The following is a 19,228-nucleotide window of genomic DNA, read 5'->3' on the forward strand; positions in this document are numbered from 1 at the left end:
TTCCGGGGGCCCGAAGAAGCACGGCCTCACACGCCGACGGGGTGCCAGACGGTCTTGGTCTCCAGGAAGGGCGTCATCCGCGAGGTGCCGGGGTCGGGGTCGAGCCAGGCCTCCTCGCCCGCGTCGGCGCCCGGTCCGGGGCGCACCACCCGGGTGAGGGTCTGCGCGGCGGCCTCCTCGAAGGCGACCGCGTCCGGGCCCGCCCCCGTCAGGTCCAGAGCGTCGACGTCGGCGTGCGAGGCGAGGTGCGGGCCCAGTTCCGGCACCCGCCCGGTGAGCAGGTCGACCACCCCGCCGGGCAGGTCGGAGGTGGCCAGCACCTCGGCCAGGTCCACCGCGGCCAGCGGGGCGGCCTCCGAGGCCACGACCACGGCGGTGTTGCCGGTCGCGATGACCGGGGCGACCACCGAGGTGAGGCCGAGCAGCGGCGCGTTCTGCGGGGCGAACACCACGACCACGCCGACCGGTTCGGGGGCCGAGTGGTTGTAGTACGGGCCCGAGACGGGGTTGGCCCCGCCCACGACCTGGGCGACCTTGTCGGTCCACCCGGCGTAGTACACCCACCGGTCGATGGCGGCGGAGACGACCTCCTGCGCGCGGGCCCTGCTCAGCCCCTGCGCGGCGACGGCCTGGGCGGCGAACTGGTCGCGCCGCCCCTCCAGGACCTCGGCGACCCGGTAGAGGATCTGGCCCCGGTTGTAGGCGGTGCGCCCGGACCACCCGGCGAACGCCTTGCGCGCGGCGGCCACCGCGTCGCGGGCGTCCTTGCGCGAGGCCAGTGCGGCGTTGGCCAGGTGCGTTCCGTCGTTCGAGGTCACGGGGTAGCTCCTGCCCGACTCCGAGCGCGGGAAGGCCCCGCCCAGGTAGAGCTTGTAGGTCTTGCGGACCGCCAGGCGGGCGGGGACGGCGGGCGCCTCCGCCGCCTTGGCCGCACCGGCCTTCTTGCCGCCGCGTCGTTCAGCCAACGTAGGCCTCCAATCCGTGCCGTCCGCCCTCGCGGCCGTAGCCCGACTCCTTGTAGCCGCCGAAGGGGCTGGTCGGGTCGAACTTGTTGAACGTGTTGGACCACACGACGCCGGCGCGCAGCCGCTCCGCGGTCCACAGCATGCGCGAGCCCTTCTCGGTCCACACCCCGGCCGACAGCCCGTAGGGCGTGTTGTTGGCCTTGGCCACGGCCTCGTCGGGGGTGCGGAAGGTCAGCACCGACAGGACCGGGCCGAAGATCTCCTCCCGGGCCACCCGGTGGGCCTGGGACACGCCGGTGAAGATGGTCGGCGCGAACCAGTAGCCGCTCTCGGGGATGTCGCAGGCGGGCGACCAGCGCTCGGCGCCCTCGGCCTCGCCGCTGTCGGCCAGCTCGCGGATGCGCTCCAGCTGGGCCGCGGAGTTGACGGCGCCGATGTCGGTGTTCTTGTCCAGCGGGTCGCCCAGCCGGAGCCTGGCGACGCGCTCCTTGAGCCTGGCCAGCACCTCGTCGGCGACGGACTCCTGCACCAGCAGCCGGGACCCGGCGCAGCACACGTGGCCCTGGTTGAAGAAGATGCCCGAGACGATGCCCTCGACGGCCTGGTCGATGGCGGCGTCGTCGTAGACGATGTTGGCGCCCTTGCCGCCCAGTTCCAGGGTGAGGCGCTTGTCGGTGCCCGCCACGGAGCGGGCGATCCGCCGCCCGACCTCGGTGGACCCGGTGAACGCGACCTTGTCCACGCCGGGGTGCTCGACCAGGGTGCGTCCGGTCTCGCCCGCGCCGGTGAGGATGTTGACCACGCCCGGGGGCAGGTCGGCCTCCTGGCAGATCTCGGCGAAGACCATCGCGGTCAGCGGGGTGGTCTCGGCGGGCTTGAGGACGACCGTGTTGCCGGTGGCCAGCGCCGGGGCGATCTTCCACGCCAGCATGAGCAGCGGGAAGTTCCACGGGATGACCTGGGCGGCCACGCCCAGGGGCCTGGGGTCGGGCCCCAGCCCGGCGTGGGCGAGCTTGTCGGCCCAGCCCGCGTAGTAGAAGAAGTGGGCGGCGACCAGCGGCAGGTCGACGTCGCGGGTCTCCTTGATGGGCTTGCCGTTGTCCAGCGACTCCAGCACCGCCAGCTCGCGCGAGCGCTCCTGGACGATGCGGGCGATGCGGAACAGGTACTTGCCCCGCTCGGCGCCGGACATGCGGCCCCACACGGTCTCCTGGGCGCGGCGGGCGGCGGCGACCGCCCGCTCCACGTCCTCGGGGCCGGCGACGGCGACCTGCGCGAGCTTGGTCTCGTCCGCGGGGTTGAGGCTGGTCAGGTTCTCGCCGCTCGCCGCGGGGGTGAACTCCCCGTCGATGAACAGCCCGTAGGACTCGCGCAGGGTGACGACGGAGCGGGACTCCGGGGCGGGCGCGTACTCGAAGATCACGGCTAGTCCAGCGTGTAGTAGTCGGGGCCCGGGTAGGTGCCGGTGGTCAGCCTGGTCCGCTGCATGAGCAGGTCGTTGAGCAGGCTGGAGGCACCGATCCGGAACAGGTCCGGGGTGAGCCAGGCGGGTCCGGCGGTCTCGTTGACCAGGACCAGGTTGCGGATGGCGTCCTTGGTGGTGCGGATGCCGCCCGCCGGTTTGACGCCCACGTAGCGGCCGGTCTCGGCGCGGTGGTCGCGCACCGCCTCCAGCATGACGAGGACGACGGGCAGGGTGGCCGCCGGGGAGATCTTGCCGGTGGACGTCTTGATGAAGTCGGCGCCCGCGCGCATGGCCAGGTGCGAGGCCCGGCGCACGTTGTCGTAGGTGACCAGTTCCCCGGTCTCCAGGATGACCTTGAGGTGGGCGTCGCCGCAGGTCTCCTTGACGGCCCCGATCTCCTCGTACACCTTCAGGTAGTCGCCGGACAGGAAGGCGCCGCGGTCGATGACCATGTCGATCTCGGTCGCGCCGTCGGCCACCGCGCGGGCGGTGTCGGCGAGCTTGACCTCCAGGGGCGCGCGCCCGGACGGGAAGGCGGTGGCGACGGAGGCGACGCCGATGCCGGTGCCGCGCAGCGCCGCGACCGCGACGGACACCATGTCGGGGTAGACGCAGACGGCGCCCACGTGCGGCACGGAGCGGTCGGCGGGGTCGGGCAGCGCGGCCTTGGCGCACAGCGAGCGCACCTTGCCGGGCGTGTCGGCCCCCTCCAGGGTGGTCAGGTCGACCATGGAGATGGCCAGGTCGATCGCCTGGGCCTTGGCGGTGGTCTTGACGGACCTGGTGGACAGGTCCTGGGCACGGGCGCGGGCGCCGACCTCATCGACGCCCGGGAGTCCGTGCAGGAACGCCCGGAGCGCGCGGTCGGTCATCGCCTCGGGCGCGGATGCGGTGTGGGACACGGGCACCTACAGCTCGGTCGAACGATGGGACGGGCTCCTCCGCCGGGTCGGCGGGGGCGGCGCGGGAGGGATCGGCGATCCCCTCCGGGCCGTCAGGTGGTCACCATAACCCCGGGGGCGCGGGCCGCCGGTACCCCTCGACGACGCACCGTCCAAGGTTGGAGGAGAGTCCAACCGAAGCTTGACCGAACCATGGTCTTTTCCTCCAATTCCTTGGTGCGAACCCCCGGAAAGGGGACTCCCGGCCATGTCCTCGGTCACAGGAGGGCCGAGGGCGGTCTATACCGGACTGTCCCTGTGCGCCCCTCCCCCGGCCCCCGCCGCGGCGCGTCCGGGCGCCTCCCGTGCGTACCCTTGCCCCATGGCGGAGTTCCGGATCAGCAGCGAGGACGCGCAGGTCGACCTGCGCAGGTTGGCGACGGCCCTGGCGGAGTCCCAGGGGTGGGCGCGGGAGGACGTGGGCATCTGGGACAACCGGCGCGGGGAGGTCATCGTCACCGTCGACGACGCCCTGCTGCGCCGCCCCGAGCCGGACCTGCGCACCCGGCCCCTGCACACGCCGCGCGACGTGCACCGGGCCTGCGAGATGATCCACGCCGAGGACCCGACGCTGCGCGGGGTGGACTTCGCGTCGCTGCGCACGGAGGCGGCCCGGCTGTTCTCCGCCGGGTGGACCACCGAGGACGTGCTGCACGCGCTGGGCCACCGGCCCGACGGCGAGCCGTGGCCGACCGGCCCCGAGCGCCGGGGCACCGAGTGGCTGGCGGCCCGGCTGCGCGCCTGGCGCACCCCGGACGGGGACATCCGTCCCTCCCTCTCCCAGGAGGGCGCCCAGCTGCGGGTGATCGGCAGGGCCGGGCTGCCGGTGGACCTCGGCCTGCCCGAGGACGCCGAGCCCGCGCTGCGGCCGGTGGCCAGCCCGGCGGTGGCCCGGTCGGCGGCCGACGACGCCCGCCGGCTCATCCGGCAGAACGCGCGCACCACCTCCGACACGCTGGCCCACCGGGACCGGACCTCGTCCACCATCCGCCGCCCCGAGCGGTGATCCCGGGTCAGGCCCGGTCGCGCAGGGAGTCGACCAGGCGCACGGTCCCGTCGGCGGCCTCGCCCAGGAGGAACTCGGCGGGGCCCCGGTCGAACGCCAGACGCCACAAGGTGGCGAAGAGCAGCGCCCCGAGGATGAACCGCTCGGTCAGCCACGGGGTGTGGAACTCGTACCCGGCGGCCGCGACGAGCATCGCGATCACCACCAGGTGGCCCGTGTAGACGGTCAGCGGCATGCGCCCCACCGAGACCAGCGGGTACATCACCGGGCGGGCCCGTTCGCACAGCCACATGCACAGGACGAGCACCACCAGGCCCTGCCCCACCGCCTCCAGGATCTCGAAGGTCGTGCCGGTGTGCGGGGTGTTGACCGCCAGCCACCACCACGAGTCGGTGGGCACCTGTCCGGAGATCGACTCGGCCTCCTGGTCGACCGCGTAGCGCAGCTCCTCCAGCGCGACGGGATCGGTGACCGCCGACAGCGGGGCTCCGGCAAGCTCGGGGGCGCGCAGCTCCATCAGCCGCTCCATGCCGCCCAGCGGCCCCAGGGCCAGCCACGAGCCCAGGTAGCCGCAGGCCGCGGCGACGGCGCCGCCGGCGAGCAGGCGCAGGCGCACGGCGCGGTCGGTGAGGTCCAGGCGGCCCACCGCCATCCCCGCGGTCATGAAGACCATGAAGGTGATCGCCGGGTAGTAGCCGGTGAGGAAGAACTCGGTGAACGAGGTGACCGCACCGGTGCGCGGCTGGACCGGGAACAGGGTGTCGCGCAGCAGGAACGACAGCGGCGGGCCAACGACGGCCAGCGCCCCCGCGACCGTCCACAGCATCCACGAGCGCAGCCTGACCAGGGGCAGGGCGAGCAGGAAGAACCCGCCGTAGTAGGTGAGGATGATGGCGACCGGCACCGCCATCAGGTCCAGGATCAGGCCGAGCAGGGCGATGAGCACCGCGCGGGTGACGATCCGCACCACCGCCCGGAACAGCGGCTCCCCCGCGAGCGGCCGGGTGCGGCCGGTCATCATCGCCAGCGAGACCCCGGCCAGGAAGGCGAAGAGCGCCGACGAGTTGCCCCGCACGATGCCGTGCAGGTCCCAGGCGTAGTCCTCCGGGGAGAGCAGGCCCATGGAGTCCACGCCCAGGTGGACGATGAACATGCCGAAGACCGCCAGGGCCCGGGCCGCGTCGATGCCGTCGATCCTGGTCCGGGCGGGGGCCGGGCCGGAGGCCGGCGCGGTGGTGTCGTCTGGTCGCTTCTGTGCCACGCGGGCCAGGCTATGCCTCCGGCGGTAGGGCCACAATCAAGACCGTTCGCCCCGGTGTGGCCGGGTCCGGCCACACCGCCGCCGGGCGGGACCGGCGGCCGGGGCCCCGGGACGGCGCCCGGGGCCCGGCCGCTCAGTCGGCCAGCGTGCTGAAGAGGTCCAGCGCCTCGGGGTCGGCCAGGGAGTCGCGGCTGGCGACCTTGTCCGGGCTCTGGCCCATGAGGATGCGCTTGACCGGCACCTCCAGGATCTTGCCGGAGAGCGTGCGCGGCACCGCGGGGACGGCCCGCACCCGGTCGGGCACGTGGCGGGGCGAGCAGTCGGTGCGGATGCGCCGGGCGATCTCCTTGACGAGGGCGTCGTCGAGTGCGGCGCCCTCGCGCAGGACGACGAACAGCTCGATGCGCGAGGAGCCGTCACTGCGGGGCACGTCCACGACCAGGGCGTCGGTGACGTCCTCCAGGGCCAGGACGGCGCGGTAGATCTCGCTGGTGCCCATGCGGACGCCGCCGCGGTTGATGGTGGAGTCCGAGCGGCCGTAGATGATCGCGGTGCCGCGGTCGGTGATCTCGATCCAGTCGCCGTGCCGCCAGACGCCCGGGTACATGGAGAAGTAGCTGTCGCGCAGGCGCTCCCCGTCCTCGTCCCCCCAGAAGAAGACCGGCATGGACGGGGCCGGGCGGGTGACGACGAGCTCCCCGACCTCGCCGACCAGCTCCTTGCCGTCGGGGTCCCAGGCGGCGACGGCCATGCCCAGGGCCCGGGACTGGATCTCGCCCTCGTACACCGGCAGGGTGGGGGTGCCGCCCACCAGGCAGCTGCACACGTCGGTGCCGCCGCTGGTGGAGAACAGCCACAGGTCGTCGCCGAACTCCTCGTAGACCCAGGCGAACGCCTCGGGGCTGAGCGGGGAGCCGGTGGAGCCGATCGCCTTGAGGCGGGACAGGTCGCGGCCGCGGCGGGGGTGGACGCCGTCCTTCATGCAGGAGGAGAGGAACCCCGCGCTGGTGCCGAACACGGTGATCCCGGCCTCGTCGGCCAGGTCCCAGAGCGCCCCCAGGTCGGGGGCCGCGGGGCTGCCGTCGTACAGGACGATGGACGCCGGGGTCAGCAGCACGCTGACCAGGAAGTTCCACATCATCCAGCCGGTGGTGGTGAACCAGAAGACGCGGTCGTGCTCCTGCGCGTCCAGGTGCAGGTGGAGGTTCTTCAGCTGCTCCAGGAGGATGCCGCCGTGGCCCTGCACGATGGCCTTGGGCAGGCCGGTGGTACCCGAGGAGTAGAGCACCCACAGCGGGTGGTCGAAGGCGACCGGGGTGAACTCCAGGTCGGCGCCCGCCCCGGAGGCCTCCAGGGCCGACCAGGCCAGGGTGCCCTCGGCCGGCTCGGCGCCCGGGCGGAGGTGGTCGAGCACGACGGTGTGCTCGACCGTGGACAGGGCCGTGCGCAGCTCCTCGACGACGGGTCCGCGGTCGAAGTCCCTGCCGCCGTAGCGGTAGCCGTCGACGGCCAGCAGGACCTTGGGCTCGATCTGGGCGAAGCGGTCGATGACGCTGCGCACGCCGAAGTCGGGAGAGCAGGAGGACCAGATCGCGCCCAGGGAGGCGACCGCGTAGAACGCGGCGGCGGTCTCGGGCAGGTTGGGCAGGTAGGCCGCGACCCGGTCGCCGGGGCCCACGCCCAGCTCGCGCAGGCCGGCGGCGATCGCGGCGGTGCGGGCGCGCAGCTCGCCCCAGGTCCACTCGGCCAGGGGGCGCAGCTCGGTGGCGTGGCGGATCGCGACCCGGTCGGGGTCGCGGCCCTCGAACACGTGCCGGGCGTAGTTGAGGGTGGCCCCGGGGAACCAGCGGGCGCCGGGCATAGCGTCCTCGGCCAGGACGCCCTCGGCGGGGGTGTCGAAGCGGACGCCGTAGTACACGCGGATCGCGTCCCAGAAACCGTCGGTGTCGGTGACCGACCAGCGCCACAGCGCGTCGTAGTCGAAGTCGCCGTCGGCGCCGAAGGCCTCGACGCCCCTGTGCTCCTCGGCCCACCGGGCGAACGCGACGATGTTGGAGGACGCCACCGTCTCCTCGTCGGGTCGCCAGAGCACACGGGGCACGCTGCTCTCCGTCATTGGCCCGCCTTCCATTCGCGTGGCTGTGTGTTGCTGTGAGGTCCATCTAACAGCACACCATGACGGGGGCCACCCCCCGGGCTCCCCGGAACAGGGACCGGACGACGACGGGAAGTTCCCAGGTCACACCACGTTCACGGCCCCTGTGGCGGGCCCACTGCCGGGCGCCCGCACAGGGTGGGGGACCACCATTGACAGCCCTCTCCCCCGCGGTGCGGCCGGCCGGGAGAACCGGTCATGGGTTCTTTCGGCCGACCGCGGGGCGGGTCCCGCCCGCCCGGCTCAGAGGCCGCGCAGCGCGCGGACCGCCGCCACCGGGGACTCGGCCACCGGGGCGCCCGTGGCGGCCAGCCGCTCGGGCGCCATCAGGCCGGTGGACACCAGGATCGCGTGCGCGCCGGCCGCGTGGGCGGCCCGGGCGTCGTCGTCGATGTCGCCGATGAGCACGACCCGGGAGGGGTCGATGTCCTGGCCCGACAGGTGGTGCACCAGGTGCTCCGCCTTGGAGTCGACCTCGGTGTCGTACCTGCGGCCGTCGACCCGGGTGAAGTGCGCGGCCAGGCCGCGTTCGGCGATGAGCGGGACGACGTGGTCGTGCGAGGCCATCGACAGCAGCGACTGGGTGCGCCCCAGGCCCGCCCAGTCGAGCAGCACGTCCGGAACGCCCTGCGCCAGCCGGCACGCGGGCAGGTGGCGCAGGTAGTCCTCGTCGTAGAGCTTCTCCAGGCGCTCCCACTCGCCCACGGCGAGGGCGCGGCCCAGCAGCTCCTCGTAGAGGGGGACGAGCGGGCGCCGGAAGACGCTGCGCCAGTGGTCCAGCTCCACGGGGTCGACGCCGTAGGCGGCGCACACGGCGTTGACCGCGGAGAGGTTCGCGTGGTTGTCGTCCAGGAGGGTGCCGTTCCAGTCCCAGACGATGTGGGTGATGTCGTTCGGATCGAAAGTCAGCTCTGTCATCACCTGCACTTTACGCGGCCTTGATCGGCCGGCGCCGTGTGCCGGTCGCCTCAGGCGGGCGCCCCGGGGCCGGCGTCCCCGCCCCCCGCGGCGCGTTCGGCCCGCAGGCGGCGGCTGCGCCGCACCAGCAGCGCGCCCACCGCGGCCAGCGCCGGGACCACCAGAAGGATGAGGACCGGCAGCAGGATGGCCGCGAGCGAGGTGAAGAAGCTGACGACGTCCTCGATGAGGGAGACGAACGGAGCCGCGCAGCCCGCCGTGACCGAGTTCGCGGCCAGCCGGCCCAGGAACTTGAGCAGGTGGAACACCAGGGCGATGACCACGCCCGCGATGACGGGTCCCCAGGAGACCCCGTCCTGCGCCGTCGCGCCGGAGGCGGCGCCGGTGATCTCGGAGAGCTCCACCGCGGAGGCCCCGGCGCCGAAGACGATGCCGCCGGAGGTGGGGCGCACGACGGTCTGGATCACGTCGTTGATGCTGTCGATCGCCGGGAACTTGTCGGCGAGGAACTCGACCACCAGCAGCACGGTCAGCAGGACGAGGGTGACCGGGTGCTCCAGCCAGGTCCAGGAGTCGCCCAGGACCAGCAGGTCGGTGAAGCGGGCGATGAGGCCCACCAGCAGCAGGGGGATGTAGGCGTTGAGCCCGGCCGCGGTGGACAGACCGATGCCGGTGAGTGCAGTGAGCAAGAGGGGCCCTTCCGGATCCGTGGCGCGGGGCCGGTCCGGGCGCGCGGGCCGGTCCCGGCCCGCGCCGGTTCACCGTGGTTGATGCCGGCCGGGGCCCTGTGGTTGCGGCCGGCGGCGCTTCACTGGCGGTAGTTCTCGACCTCGGACACCGGCCGGACCTCGGCCTCGTTGGGGTCCTGCCCGAACTCCTCGCGGGCCCGCCGCCGGCGGAGCAGGTCCCAGCACTGGTCGAGGGCCTGCTCGACCTCCTTCATGCGGCCGCGCTCCTCGTCGGACAGGCCGCCCGGTGTGGCGCGCAGGGCGTGCTCCTCGTCCATCAGGCCCTTGATGGTGGACAGGATGTCGTTGTCGGCGCTTCGATCCATAGGGCCATGGTGGTGCGGCCCCGGGGCGGGGGCAAGCCCCCCGCCCCGGGCTTGCCCAGATCAGGCCCGACGTTTACGGGCGGCGGCCAGCACCGCGATGGCGGCGCCGATGGTGATCAGACCGCCGGAGACCAGGGCGGCCAGGCCGGGCCCGGTGACGGGCAGCGAGGGCTTGTACCCCGGCTTGGGCGGCGGGGGCGGCTCCGGCGACACGGTCGGCGACTCCGTCGGCGACGGAGACCCCGTGGGCGAGGGGCTCGGCGAGGGCGGGCCGGTCGGTGACGGACTCGGCGAAGGCGACCCCGTGGGCGACGGGGACGGCGACGGACTCGGCGAGGGCGACTCCGTCGGCGACGGAGACGGGCTGGGAGTCGGCGAGGGCGATTCCGTGGGCGAGGGACTCGGGCTCGGCGAGGGACTCGGACTGGGCGAGGGGCTGGGGCTCGGGCTCGGGCTCGGAGAAGGCGACTCCGTGGGCGACGGGGACGGAGACGGGCTCGGGCTGGGCGAGGGACTCGGGCTCGGCGAGGGGCTGGGACTCGGGCTCGGGCTCGGGCTCGGAGAAGGCGACTCCGTGGGCGACGGGCTCGGACTCGGCGACGGGCTCGGCGAGGGCGACTCCGTCGGCGAGGGAGACGGGCTGGGGCTCGGGGACGGACTCGGGCTCGGAGACGGCTCCGGCGGATTGCAGTCGACCGTCACGTCGCCCAGGACGAGGTCGTACAGGGTCGCCGGGTCTCCCACCGGGGCGCCCGCCGCGTCGTAGCGCTGGGCCGTCGCGGTGAAGTCGGTGTAGATGTGCCCGAAGTAGGGGTCGACGATCTCCTCGACGTGCTCGATGCGCGACGTGACCCGGACCTCGGTGGCCCCGTCGCCGTAGTCCCCGGCGAAGGTCAGCTCCGAGGTCCCGGTCCCCGCCTGGTTCGCGGGCGGGGCGTCGACCAGGCGGCCGAGGACGTAGGGCGCCGTGGTCGCCGTCTGCGCGATGACGTCGGCGGGCGGCGCGCACTGCACCCGGTTGTTCCAGGTCGAGACCTGGAGGACGGTGCTGCCGCCGCCGCTCGGGGTCCCCTGGTCGAGCAGCTGCGAGACCCAGGGGATCCCTGAGTCGGGGACCGTCAGGTTGGTGAAGGCGCCGTTGGCGTTGGTCATGGCGCTCTCCGGGTCGGTCACGACGTTCACCTCGCCGGTGGCCGTCGCGGAGGTCAGGTAGGGCGACTCCGGCAGCGTGTTCCAGGAGTCGTTGCCGTTCCCCGAGACCTCGATGGCCCGGAGGGTCTCGTTCACCGGGCTCCCGTACACGGAGCCGTCCAGCGACAGTCGGCTCCAGACACTCGACGCGTAGGGGGTCGCGGGCGCCGCCACCACGTCGCGGGCCCCGAAGACCGCGCCCGCGGCGAGGGCTCCCGAAGCCAGCAGGACCGACGTGACGGCGGCGGCCCCGGCACGCCGCTGCACCAATGAGCGATCTCTCACCGCAACCAATTCAACACTCCCCGTAGTTGATCCCGGCCGTAGGGAACACTCTAGGTAACGGATGCCCGGAGACCCGGCAGGACGCGGCACACCCTACGCCCCTGTTCGTCTGGGAAACTCCTCCTAGGGCACCCGACGGCGGAATGCTCCGCCGACCCGGGTGGTTCAATACCTCGAGGGGGTATTGTTCATGGCAATCGAGCAGGAACGACACGGAAGCGGGACCATGGCTGCGACCCACGGTTACAGCAATGACAAGCAGAGCCACATCAATCGACTCCGCCGCATCGAGGGGCAGATCCGCGGCCTGCAGCGCATGGTCGAGGACGACCAGTACTGCATCGACATCCTCACCCAGACCTCGGCCGTGAACAGCGCCCTGCGCTCCTTCGCGCTGGCCATGCTGGACGAGCACCTCAAGCACTGTGTGGCCCACGCCGTCGCCAACGGCGGCGAGGAGGCCGACGCCAAGGTCAAGGAGGCGTCGGAGGCCATCGCCCGGCTGGTCCGCTCCTGACCCGCCCGCCACGCGTCGTTCCGGGGGCGGCGGCCGCCACGGCCGCCGCCCCTCGCCGTGTCAGTCCTCGCCGTAGCGGGCCCTGAGGTTCTCCAGCAGCCTCGCGCCCTCGCGTCCGGCCGATTCCGCGTCAAGGTAGTCCACGGCCTCGTTGGCCACGAAGGACGACGGCCGCCCGTCGTCGGCGAAGCCCATCCGGGACACGTCCCCGCCGATGAGGGCCCGGATGCCCCAGTTGGCCAGGATGCGCGCCCGCGCGTTGGGCGAGGGCACCGCCATCAGGTGGTAGCCGCGGGTGGCGCCCAGCGCCGGGAGCCCCGTCAGCTCCATGTCCATCACCCGGGCCAGCGCGTCCCTGCCGCTCAGGTCCACCACCAGGCCCAGGTCCCGGTGGCGGAACTCCCGGAGCGGCCGCCCCAGGATCGAGGCCACCACGTTGTCCGCCGCGGTCACCGCCTGCCGGGTCGCGTACTGGGCCGTGGGCGGGCAGTAGGGCGCGTCACCGGACAGGTTCGGCACCGCCGCGGCGTCGCCCAGGGCGAACACCTCCGGCACGCCCGGCACCCGCAGGTCGGCGTCCACCTCCAGGCGGCCGCGCTGGGTGGGCCTGCCCAGGGTCTCCACCAGCGGGCTGGGGGACACCCCCGCGGTCCAGATCAGGGTGCGGCAGGGCAGCGCCCGCCCGTCGGTGAGCACCACCTTGTCGGCGGTGACCTCGCGCACCGACACCTTGAGCTTGACCTCGATGCCCATGCGGCGGAGCAGGTCCAGGGCCTTGCGGCCGAGCCGGTCGCCGAGTTCGGGCAGCACCTTGGGCGCGATGTCCACCAGGTGCCAGCGGATCACCGAGCGCAGCTCGGGGTAGCGCTTGGCCGCCTCCTCGCACAGGCGCATCAGCGAGGCGGCGGTCTCCACCCCCGTGTAGCCGCCGCCGACCACGATGAACCGGCAGCGCTCCTCCCGCTCGACCGGGTCGGCGGTGTCGTTGGCCAGCTCCAGCTGGGCGAGCACGTGGTCGCGCAGCAGGACCGCCTCGGCCAGGGTCTTGGCCCCGTAGGCGTGCTCGGTCAGGCCGGGGATGTCGAAGGCCCGGGTGAGGCCGCCGGGGGCCAGCACCAGGCGGTCGTAGCGTACGGGGATCAGCTCGCCGGTGGGCCGGCACACCACGACGACGCGGTCGTCGGTGTCGACCCCCACGGCATTGCCGGGGATGAGCCGGGTGTCCCGCGTCAGCCGGTGCACCGACATCGCCACGGACTGCGGTGTCAGCAGTCCGGAGGCCACCTGCGGTAGCAGCGGGCTGTAGAGCATGTAGTCGTGGGGGGCGATCAAGGCGATGTCCGCCGCCCCCGACGGGATGCGGCGTTCCAGACGACGCAGGGTGTGGATACCGCCGAACCCCGCGCCGACCACCACGATTCGAGGCCGAGCCATGTGTTGCTCCTTCTCCGTGTCGGTCGCCGTCACAGGCGGCCCTACCCGATACGGCCGAATGTAGAGCCGCGCCCGGACGCCCCCGAAACCGCAGAGCCGGTCCGTTCCCACCTCTTGGTGACCTTTTTGTCGGACTTCGCCCTGTGCGGGTGAAGGGGAGGGCCGTCCTGCGGCGGTCCTCTCCGGGGACCGGAGCGGCGGCCTGTCCGGGAAGGGCGCGGGCCGCGGTCAGCGGCCGCCGTCGGCGGAGGCGGGCCCGGCGCCGCCCGCCGGGGACTCGGGGGCCGTCAGCGCGGCGGCGCCCATGTCCAGCAGCAGGTCGGCCATGCGCGCGCGGGGCAGCTCGCCGCGGCTGTGGGGGGTGGAGTTGAGCAGGCCGAAGACGGCGTGGACCGCGGCCCGCAGCACGGGGGCCGGGGTGTGCGGGCGCATCTGGGAGAGCACGCCGACCCACTCCTCGACGTAGCCCCGCTGGAGGCGGCGGACGCGGCGCCGGTCCCCCTCGGTGAGGTGGTGCAGCTCACGGTCGTGCACGGTGATCAGCGCCGGCTCGTCCAGGGCGAACGCGATGTGCCCGCGCAGCAGGGCGGTCAGCGCGGACGCGGGGTCGGGGGCGGCGGCGACCAGTTCCCGCCCGCGGCCCGCCAGGCGTTCGCTGACGTCGATGAGGATCGCGCCCAGCAGCGCCTGCTTGCCGGAGAAGTGGCGGTACAGGGCCGGACCGGTGGTGCCGACGGCCCGGCCGATGTCGTCGATGAGCACGCTCCGGTAGCCGCGTTCGGCGAACAGTTCCGCCGCCGCGCCCAGCAGCGCCGCGCGGCGGTCGCCCGTCGGTCTGGACACCATGCCCGCTCCGTTCCTCACCCCGCCCGGCGGTTCGCGGCGCCGGACTGTGGACACCCATGTTAATGGTCACTAACATCACTGATGTTAGTGAGCATTAACACCCCTCCACGAGAGGACAGCATGAGCAGGGCATCCGTACTCGGCTCGGCGGTCGACACCGCCGGCCCCGCGTTCGCCGCCAACGACGCGGCGAACCGCGCCCTCGCCTCGGAGCTGCGCGAGCGGATCGCCACCGCGGCCCTGGGCGGCCCCGAGAAGTCCCGAGCCCGCCACGTCGAGCGCGGCAAACTGCTGCCGCGCGACCGTGTCGACCACCTCCTGGACCCGGGCTCCCCGTTCCTGGAGATCGCCCCCCTGGCCGCCTACGGGCTGTACGGGGCCGACGGGCAGGACGCCCCCGGCGCCGGGATGATCGCCGGGGTGGGCCGGGTGGCCGGGCGCCCCACGGTGGTGGTCGCCAACGACGCCACCGTCAAGGGCGGCAGCTACTACCCGATGACCGTCAAGAAGCACCTGCGCGCGCAGGAGGTCGCCCTCCAGAACCGGCTGCCGTGCGTCTACCTGGCCGACTCCGGCGGCGCGTTCCTGCCCATGCAGGACGAGGTGTTCCCCGACCGCGAGCACTTCGGGCGGATCTTCTACAACCAGGCCACCATGTCGCGGCTGGGCGTCCCGCAGATCGCGGCGGTGCTCGGCTCCTGCACCGCGGGGGGCGCCTACGTCCCGGCGATGAGCGACGAGGCCGTCATCGTCCGCGATCAGGGCACCATCTTCCTGGGCGGTCCGCCGCTGGTGAAGGCCGCCACCGGCGAGGTCGTCACCGCCGAGGAGCTGGGCGGCGGCGACCTGCACTCCCGGGTGTCGGGCGTGACCGACCACCTGGCCGACGACGACGCGCACGCGCTGTCCATCGTGCGGCGCATCGCCGACACGTTCGGCCCGCAGGGCGCGCCCGCCTGGGAGATCCGCGAGCCGCGCCCGCCCGCGCTGGACCCGCAGGAGCTGTACGGGGTGGTGCCCGCCGACACCCGCACCCCCTACGACGTGCGCGAGGTCATCGGCCGCGTCGTCGACGCCAGCGAGTTCACCGAGTTCAAGGCCGAGTACGGGACCACCCTGGTCACCGGCTTCGCGCACATCCACGGGCACCCGGTGGGGATCATCGCCAACAACGGGATCCTGTTCGCCGAGTCGGCGCTCAAGGGCGCCCACTTCATCGAGCTGTGCGACCGGCGGAGCATCCCGCTGGTGTTCCTGCAGAACATCTCCGGGTTCATGGTGGGCCGCGACTACGAGGCCGGGGGCATCGCCAAGCACGGCGCCAAGATGGTCACCGCGGTGGCCTGCGCCCGCGTCCCCAAGTTCACCGTCGTCATCGGCGGCTCGTTCGGGGCGGGCAACTACTCCATGTGCGGCCGGGCGTACTCGCCCCGGTTCCTGTGGATGTGGCCCAACGCCCGCATCTCCGTCATGGGCGGCGAGCAGGCCGCGTCCGTGCTGTCGACCGTGCGCCGCGACCAGATGAGCGCGCGCGGCGAGGAGTGGTCCGCCGAGGCCGAGGAGGAGTTCAAGGCCCCCATCCGGGACCGGTACGAGGAGCAGGGCAGCCCCTACTACTCCACCGCCCGGCTGTGGGACGACGGCGTCATCGACCCCGCCGACACCCGCGACGTGCTCGCCATGGCCCTGTCCGCCGCCCGCCACGCCCCGCTGGAGCCCGTGGGCTACGGCGTCTTCCGGATGTGAGGAACCCTTGACCACGACCGTACTCGTCGCCAACCGGGGCGAGATCGCCCTGCGGGTGATGCGCACCCTGCGCCGGATGGGCCTGGGCGCGGTGGCGGTGCACACCGACGCCGACGCCGGCTCCCCGCACGTGGGGGCCGCCGACCTCGCCGTGCGCGTGCCCTCCTACCTGGACGCCGACGCCATCGTCGCCGCCGCCCTGGAGACCGGGGCCCGCCTGGTCCACCCCGGCTACGGCTTCCTGTCGGAGAACGCCGTGTTCGCCCGCGCCTGCGCGGACGCCGGGCTGGTGTTCATCGGCCCGCCGCCCGCCGCCATCGACGCCATGGGCGACAAGATCCGCGCCAAGGAGACGGTGGCCGCCGCCGGGGTGCCGGTGCTGGGCGGCTTCACCGAGGAGCCCGGGGCCCCGTTGCCCGACGACGCCCTGCTGGAGCTGGCCGCCGGCACCGGCTACCCCCTGCTCATCAAGCCCTCCGCGGGCGGCGGCGGCAAGGGCATGCGCGCCGTCCACTCCCCCGCGGAGCTGCCCGACGCCGCCGCGGCCGCCCGCCGCGAGGCCCTGGCCTCGTTCGGCGACTCCACGCTGCTGGTGGAGCGCCTGGTGCAGCGCCCCCGGCACATCGAGGTGCAGGTGCTGGCGGACGCCCACGGAACCGTGCTCCACCTGGGCGAGCGCGAGTGCAGCCTGCAGCGCCGCCACCAGAAGGTGGTGGAGGAGGCGCCCTCCCCGCTGCTCACGGACGGGCAGCGGGCCGCCATGGGCGAGGCCGCCGTGGCCGCCGCCCGCTCCTGCGGGTACGTGGGCGCGGGCACCGTCGAGTTCATCGCCGAGGCGGGCGAGGACGGCGGGCTGTCGTTCTCGTTCCTGGAGATGAACACCCGGCTCCAGGTGGAGCACCCGGTCACCGAGGAGGTCGTCGCGGTCCGCGGCGAGCGCGGCCTGGACCTGGTCGAGCTCCAGGTGCGGGTGGCCCTGGGGGAGCCGCTACCCTTCGGGCAGGACGACGTGTCCTGGGTCGGGCACGCGGTGGAGGCGCGCATCTACGCCGAGGACGCCGACCGCGGCTTCCTGCCCAGCGGCGGCCCGGTGCTGGCCCTGGCCGAGCCCGCCGGCGAGGGGGTGCGGGTCGACTCGGGCATCGCCGCCGGGAGCGAGGTGACCTCGTCGTTCGACCCCATGCTCGCCAAGGTGATCGTGTGGGGCCCGGACCGCGGCGCGGCGCTGCGCCGCGCCGACGACGCCCTGGGCGGGTACCTGCTGCTGGGGTGCGTCACCAACACCGCGTTCCTGCGCCGCCTGCTGCGCCACCCGCGGGTGGTCGCCGGCGACCTGAGCACCGACCTCATCGGGTCGGAACCGCCCGAGCCCGCCCCCGAGGGCGTGCCCGACGCGGTGTACGCGGCCGTCGCCCTGGACCACATGCTCGACCTGGAGCCGCCCGCGCCCACCGCGGACCGGTTCGCCGTCCCCGACGGGTGGCGGATCGGCGGGGCCGCGTGGACGCCGTGGCGGCTGCGGGCCCCCGGCGGCGAGGCCGTGACCGTCCGGGTGCGCCGCACCGGGTCCGGCTTCTCGGTGGCCGTGGGCGAGGCGGAGGCTGTGGACGCCCGCGCCCGCCGCGACGGGGACCGGCTCACGGTGTCCTACGCGGGCCGCACCCGCACCTACCTGCGGGCCGACGACCCCGCCACCGCGCACCGGTGGCTGGGCGCCGACGGCTCCGCCTGGACCCTGCACGAGGAGCCCGTCGACGCCGCCCTGCGCGGCGACGAGACCGCCGCCGACGGCACCGTGCGCAGCCCGATGCCCGGCACGGTGCTCGCCGTGCCGGTCGCGGTCGGCGACACGGTCACCGCCGGCCAGGCGCTGGCCGTCGTCGAGGCCATGAAGATGGAGCACTCCGTCACCTCACCCGTCGACGGCACCGTGGCCACCGTCGCGGTCCGGCCCGGCGCGTCCGTACCGATGGACGCCGTCCTGGTCGTCGTCGAGCCCACCGGGTCCCCGGACACCCCCGGGGCCCCGTCCGCCCCCGCCACCAGCGAGGAGAACCAGCGTTGAACCGCCACCAGCTGTCGACCGAGCACGCCGACCTGCGGGCCTCCGTGGAGGAGTTCGCCCGGACCGAGGTCGCCCCGGTCATCGCCGAGCACTACGAGAACGGGACCTTCCCCTACGAGGTCATCGCCAAGATGGGGCGGATGGGCCTGTTCGGCCTGCCGTTCCCCGAGGAGCACGGGGGCATGGGCGGAGACTACTTCGCGCTGTGCCTGGCCCTGGAGGAGCTGGCCCGGGTGGACTCCTCGGTGGCCATCACCCTGGAGGCCGGGGTGTCGCTGGGCGCGATGCCGCTGTACCGGTTCGGCACCGAGGAGCAGAAGAAGACCTACCTGCCACGGCTGACCTCCGGCGAGGCGTTGGGCGCGTTCGGGCTGACCGAGCCCGACGGCGGGTCCGACGCGGGGGCCACCCGCACCACGGCCCGCCTGGAGGACGGGCAGTGGGTCATCAACGGGACCAAGTCGTTCATCACCAACTCCGGCACCGACATCACCGCGCTGGTCACGGTCACCGCCGTCACGGGGCGGCGGGAGGACGGGCGACCGGAGATCTCCTCCATCCTGGTGCCCACGGGGACCCCCGGGTTCTCGGTCGGGCAGAAGTACTCCAAGGTCGGGTGGAACGCCTCCGACACCAACGAGCTGGTGTTCGAGGACTGCCGGGTGCCCGAGGCCAACCTGGTGGGCGAGCGCGGCCGCGGGTACGCCCAGTTCCTGCGCATCCTCGACGAGGGGCGCATCGCCATCGCCGCGCTGTCGGTGGGCCTGGCCCAGGGCTGCGTGGACGAGAGCGTGCGCTACGCCCACGAGCGCAGCGCGTTCGGGAACACGATCGGCCACTACCAGGCGATCCAGTTCAAGATCGCCGAGATGGAGGCCCGCGCGCACACCGCCCGGCTGGCCTACTACGACGCCGCCTCCCGGATGCTGGCGGGCGAGCCGTTCAAGAAGGAGGCGGCGATCGCCAAGCTGGTGGCCTCCAACGCGGCCATGGACAACGCCCGCGACGCCACGCAGGTGTTCGGCGGGTACGGGTTCATGAACGACTACGCGGTGGGCCGCTTCTACCGGGACGCCAAGATCCTGGAGATCGGCGAGGGCACCAGCGAGGTCCAGAAGATGCTCATCGCCCGCGAACTGGGCCTTCCGGCCTGACGGGTGCGCGGGGCCCGGGCGCGGGACGGTCGCGCCCGGGCGGCTCGGGCGAACGGCTCCGCCACGGCGCCCCCGGCGGTGACGGGGGCGCCGACTGCCGCGCCCGGGAACGCGCCGGCGCTCTGCTCCGGGCCCCGACGCGCGGACGCCGCCCGCCCGGTCGCGGGCGGCGTCCGTGGCCGGGACCGGCCTCCGCCCGCCGTTCGGTGAAGGGCAGGGGTGACA

General features: G+C 73.6%; 16 protein-coding genes. 5 read left to right on the forward strand and 11 right to left on the reverse strand.

Annotated features, from left to right (window positions below; genetic code table 11):
• Positions 1-26: 26 nt before the first annotated feature.
• Genes ACFVNO_RS07170 through deoC form a run of 3 tightly spaced genes read right to left on the reverse strand, consistent with a single transcriptional unit; the run spans position 27 to position 3,338 of the window.
• Positions 27-965 (reverse strand): aldehyde dehydrogenase family protein, encoded by a 939-nt coding sequence (locus ACFVNO_RS07170; RefSeq protein WP_378890187.1) that lies wholly within the window; start codon positions 963-965, stop codon positions 27-29.
• On the reverse strand, positions 958-2,388 hold the full coding sequence (locus tag ACFVNO_RS07175; RefSeq protein ID WP_220559789.1) for an aldehyde dehydrogenase family protein: 1,431 nt from the start codon (positions 2,386-2,388) through the stop codon (positions 958-960). The genes ACFVNO_RS07170 and ACFVNO_RS07175 overlap by 8 nt, the downstream gene beginning before the upstream one ends.
• Before the next feature lie 2 nt (positions 2,389-2,390).
• The gene (deoC, locus tag ACFVNO_RS07180; protein ID WP_220559787.1) at positions 2,391-3,338 is read right to left on the reverse strand and encodes a deoxyribose-phosphate aldolase; all 948 of its coding nucleotides are present in this window, start codon (positions 3,336-3,338) and stop codon (positions 2,391-2,393) included.
• A gap of 355 nt (positions 3,339-3,693) precedes the next feature.
• Here deoC and ACFVNO_RS07185 point away from each other — a divergent pair, with 355 nt between their 5' ends.
• On the forward strand, positions 3,694-4,377 hold the full coding sequence (locus tag ACFVNO_RS07185) for a hypothetical protein (protein WP_220559786.1): 684 nt from the start codon (positions 3,694-3,696) through the stop codon (positions 4,375-4,377).
• A 7-nt stretch (positions 4,378-4,384) separates the two neighbouring features.
• On the opposite strand, the gene ACFVNO_RS07190 is transcribed toward ACFVNO_RS07185, so the two are convergent.
• The 6 genes from ACFVNO_RS07190 to ACFVNO_RS07215 all read right to left on the reverse strand — a co-directional run bounded on the left by ACFVNO_RS07190 (position 4,385) and on the right by ACFVNO_RS07215 (position 11,226).
• Positions 4,385-5,638 carry a heparan-alpha-glucosaminide N-acetyltransferase domain-containing protein gene (locus ACFVNO_RS07190; RefSeq protein WP_355265908.1) on the reverse strand — a complete coding sequence of 418 codons (1,254 nt, stop codon included), beginning with the start codon at positions 5,636-5,638 and terminating at the stop codon, positions 4,385-4,387.
• Between the two features lie 133 nt (positions 5,639-5,771).
• Complete coding sequence (locus tag ACFVNO_RS07195) at positions 5,772-7,754, reverse strand: acetoacetate--CoA ligase (protein ID WP_355265911.1); 1,983 nt, start codon at positions 7,752-7,754, stop codon at positions 5,772-5,774.
• Positions 7,755-8,036: 282 nt separating this feature from the next.
• A complete protein-coding gene (locus ACFVNO_RS07200) occupies positions 8,037-8,711 on the reverse strand; it encodes an HAD hydrolase-like protein (RefSeq protein ID WP_355265914.1) in 675 nt (224 codons plus the stop codon).
• A gap of 50 nt (positions 8,712-8,761) precedes the next feature.
• Positions 8,762-9,400 (reverse strand): DUF4126 domain-containing protein, encoded by a 639-nt coding sequence (locus tag ACFVNO_RS07205; protein WP_355265917.1) that lies wholly within the window; start codon positions 9,398-9,400, stop codon positions 8,762-8,764.
• A 119-nt stretch (positions 9,401-9,519) separates the two neighbouring features.
• The gene (locus tag ACFVNO_RS07210; protein ID WP_378890194.1) at positions 9,520-9,765 is read right to left on the reverse strand and encodes a DUF2630 family protein; all 246 of its coding nucleotides are present in this window, start codon (positions 9,763-9,765) and stop codon (positions 9,520-9,522) included.
• A 60-nt stretch (positions 9,766-9,825) separates the two neighbouring features.
• Positions 9,826-11,226: a hypothetical protein gene (locus ACFVNO_RS07215; protein WP_378890197.1), complete on the reverse strand. Its 1,401-nt coding sequence runs from the start codon at positions 11,224-11,226 to the stop codon at positions 9,826-9,828.
• 241 nt (positions 11,227-11,467) lie between these two features.
• Between ACFVNO_RS07215 and ACFVNO_RS07220 the strand changes: the two genes are divergently transcribed.
• On the forward strand, positions 11,468-11,758 hold the full coding sequence (locus tag ACFVNO_RS07220; RefSeq protein WP_073380305.1) for a metal-sensitive transcriptional regulator: 291 nt from the start codon (positions 11,468-11,470) through the stop codon (positions 11,756-11,758).
• 60 nt (positions 11,759-11,818) lie between these two features.
• Here the strand turns inward: ACFVNO_RS07220 and ACFVNO_RS07225 are convergent, their stop codons facing one another.
• Both ACFVNO_RS07225 and ACFVNO_RS07230 read right to left on the reverse strand, forming a co-directional pair.
• Positions 11,819-13,192: an NAD(P)/FAD-dependent oxidoreductase gene (locus ACFVNO_RS07225; RefSeq protein ID WP_220559779.1), complete on the reverse strand. Its 1,374-nt coding sequence runs from the start codon at positions 13,190-13,192 to the stop codon at positions 11,819-11,821.
• Positions 13,193-13,420: 228 nt separating this feature from the next.
• Complete coding sequence (locus ACFVNO_RS07230; RefSeq protein WP_355265924.1) at positions 13,421-14,038, reverse strand: TetR/AcrR family transcriptional regulator; 618 nt, start codon at positions 14,036-14,038, stop codon at positions 13,421-13,423.
• 120 nt (positions 14,039-14,158) lie between these two features.
• Here ACFVNO_RS07230 and ACFVNO_RS07235 point away from each other — a divergent pair, with 120 nt between their 5' ends.
• From ACFVNO_RS07235 to ACFVNO_RS07245, 3 genes are read left to right on the forward strand one after another with little or no spacing between them, the layout of a single operon-like run.
• Entirely contained in the window at positions 14,159-15,784 is a 1,626-nt protein-coding gene (locus tag ACFVNO_RS07235; RefSeq protein ID WP_378890201.1) for a carboxyl transferase domain-containing protein, read from the forward strand.
• Positions 15,785-15,791: 7 nt separating this feature from the next.
• Positions 15,792-17,849, forward strand: coding sequence for an acetyl/propionyl/methylcrotonyl-CoA carboxylase subunit alpha (locus ACFVNO_RS07240; protein WP_378890204.1), 2,058 nt, complete (start codon positions 15,792-15,794; stop codon positions 17,847-17,849).
• Positions 17,846-19,003: an acyl-CoA dehydrogenase family protein gene (locus ACFVNO_RS07245; RefSeq protein WP_355265930.1), complete on the forward strand. Its 1,158-nt coding sequence runs from the start codon at positions 17,846-17,848 to the stop codon at positions 19,001-19,003. Before ACFVNO_RS07240 ends, ACFVNO_RS07245 begins: the two co-directional genes overlap by 4 nt.
• Positions 19,004-19,228: the final 225 nt, after the last annotated feature.

It is taken from the genome of Nocardiopsis sp. NPDC057823, from assembly GCF_042797335.1.
GTDB classification, from domain to species: Bacteria; Actinomycetota; Actinomycetes; order Streptosporangiales; family Streptosporangiaceae; genus Nocardiopsis; species Nocardiopsis changdeensis.